Annotated in this window: 3 protein-coding genes; all 3 read left to right on the top strand. The window is 56.1% G+C overall.

The features are described 5' to 3' along the window. Nucleotides 1–431 (top strand): sensor histidine kinase (locus AC2VLY_RS03055; RefSeq protein WP_486921746.1); only part of this gene is annotated, 431 nt, incomplete at its 5' end. Between the two features lie 63 nt (nt 432–494). Continuing rightward, the gene (locus AC2VLY_RS03050) at nt 495–1,748 is read left to right on the top strand and encodes an NRAMP family divalent metal transporter (protein WP_486921745.1); all 1,254 of its coding nucleotides are present in this window, start codon (nt 495–497) and stop codon (nt 1,746–1,748) included. A 228-nt stretch (nt 1,749–1,976) separates the two neighbouring features. Further along, nucleotides 1,977–2,579: ABC transporter ATP-binding protein (locus AC2VLY_RS03045; protein WP_486921744.1), on the top strand; the 603-nt coding region annotated here is incomplete at its 3' end.

Raw genomic sequence — 2,579 nt, 5'->3', positions numbered from 1 at the left:
ACTGGCTGGAGGAAATGCAGGAAATTGCCAGGGAACGCTATGGGCTGGACATCAGCGTTGCGGAAAATCATTCTGGTGATAGTGCAAATTCTTTTCGATGTCGCCCCCTGGCGCTGGAGCGGGTGTTTCGGATTATTTTCGACAATACGCGCCGTTACGGCGACGGCAGCCTGCAGATTCGGGTTCTCAGTCATCCCGGGCACACGGAAATACAACTGCGGGATTACGGCTCCGGAGTTTCTGCAGCGCATCTCCTGGCCATGAATCAGGGCACACTTCCGCGCCAAACCGGCCATGGTGCGGGTATTGGAATACGCATCTGCAAGCGCATCATGGACTTGCACGGCGGGGCCATACATTTTGAGAATGCTGCAGAGGGAGGGCTGGTAGTCAGGCTACAATTTCCAGTCATTGCGTCTCTCAGGACTTGACATTTTTCCATTAAACAGGAATCATTCGCAAACCAAAAACGTAAATACGGATTATTCTCAACAATGAATGCAAACAACCCCACAATGCCTCAGCGCCACTCCCGCTGGTCTGTTTTTCTGATTGTACTTGGCCCCGGCCTGGTCGTCATGCTCGCCGATACCGATGTCGGCAGCATTATCACCGCCGCCCAAAGTGGCGCGCAGTGGGGCTTCAAACTGCTGCTGCTGCAATTTATTCTCATGCCGATTCTCTACATCGTGCAGGAACTCACCGTACGCCTGGGAATTTTCACCGGCAAGGGGCACGGTGAACTGATTCGTGAAACCTTCGGCACCGGCTGGGCTTATTTGTCAGTAGCCGGACTGAGCATCGCCACTACGGGCGCCCTGCTGACCGAGTTTTCTGGCGTAGCTGGAGTCAGCCATCTTTATGGACTGCCGCGTGCCGTGGGTGTCATTCTCGCCGCAGCCACCCTGTTGATCATCGTCTGGACCGGCTCCTACCGGCGCGTAGAGCGCATTGCCCTGATCATGGGCCTGTTTGAACTGGTCTTTTTTGGGATTGCCTGGGCCTCTCATCCCAATATTCAGGATATTCTCCACGGCCTGACCCATGCACCCATTACTAACCAGGACTATATGATGCTGGTAGCAGCCAACATCGGCGCCGTCATCATGCCCTGGATGGTGTTTTATCAGCAGTCCGCTGTTGCCGATAAAGGACTTCATCCCGAACATTATCGGCATGCCCGCTGGGATACGGCCATTGGTGCGGTCCTCACCCAGGCCATCATGGCCGCCGTGCTGATTGCCACAGCGGCCACTATCGGCCGCCTCAATCCTAACGCGCCCCTGAATACCGTCCATCAACTCTCCGAGGCCATCACCCCGTACCTGGGAGATACCTGGGGGCGCCTGGTGTTTTCCATGGGTATTCTGGGGGCCGGCATGGTAGCGGCCATTGTTGCCTCACTGGCCGGAGCCTGGGGCTGGGGAGAAGTCACCGGATTCCGCCACTCTCTCGAACACCATCCCAAAGACGCCCCCTGGTTTTACGGAATATATACCGCCATCATCATCGCCGGTGCCGTGACCGTGATCAGCATACCCGACCTGGTCAGCCTGGATATTGGTGTGGAAGTCATGAACGCCCTGCTGCTGCCCCTGGTTCTTGGTTTCCTGGTCGCTCTGGCAATGAAAGCACTTCCCGCCGAGCATCGCCTGCGTGGCCCGTACCTTTGGCTGGTCCTCTTTGTGGTCATTCTTTCCGCCGGGCTGGGTGTATATGGTGGCTTGACCAGCATTCCCGGCCTCTGACCGACCAGCGTTCAGGAGAATCCTCTTCCTACCACCCGTTGTCATAAAACTGTCACATTCGAGGCGTACACTACGCTCCATAAACAGATGGAGATAATTGTCATGCCTCGAAACAAGCTGATTGTAGCCGTACAGTGATGAATACCCTTGTAATTAAACATACCACACGTCTACTAACGCTCCATGGTTGCTGAACTGCAGGTAAAAAACCGGTCGGCAATCGCGGCGGTGCCCAACGAACCGGCGCTTTCGGTGCAGGGACTGAATGTGCGCTTTGGCGCCCAGACAGTCTTGAGTAACGTCCGGATGGATCTTGAAGATGGTCGTTACGCCTGCCTGCTGGGTGAATCAGGATCAGGTAAAAGCACCTTGCTGGCGGCCATTGCCGGACTCATCAAGCCCCAGGCTGGCAGCATTCGCCTGCGCGGGCAAAATGTATTCACCGCCGGAGGCATGCAGATTTCTCCCGAAAAACGCGGCATTGGTATGGTTTTTCAGGATGCGGCGCTCTGGCCCCACCTCCGGGTACTGGATAATGTTCTTTTTCCCCTGCGCGCTCAGGGACTTCCGGTAGATCGCGAGCGGGCCATGCTGCTGCTGGAAAAAATGAACATTCCTGCTACCGCAGCAAAGCGCAAACCCCATGAATTATCGGGTGGGCAACGGCAGCGGGTCGCCATTGCCCGTGCCATCATCGCCCGTCCGCGTCTGGTCTTACTGGATGAACCCCTGTCCGCCGTAGATCAGGGGGTTCGCGAAGAAATCCGCTACTTTCTCCGTACCCTGTTTCGTGAAGAAGGCATTGCCGCCCTGCATGTCACCCATGATCCC

Source organism: Acidithiobacillus sp. TH-A36 (genome assembly GCF_057473445.1).
Note: the sequence above shows the minus strand (reverse complement) of the source record. Positions and strands in the feature narration are given on the sequence as shown.

Coding starts and splice junctions, on each gene's coding strand:
- AC2VLY_RS03050 (WP_486921745.1), top strand. CDS start 495: ATGAATGCAAACAACCCCACAATGCCTCAGCGCCACTCCCGCTGGTCT.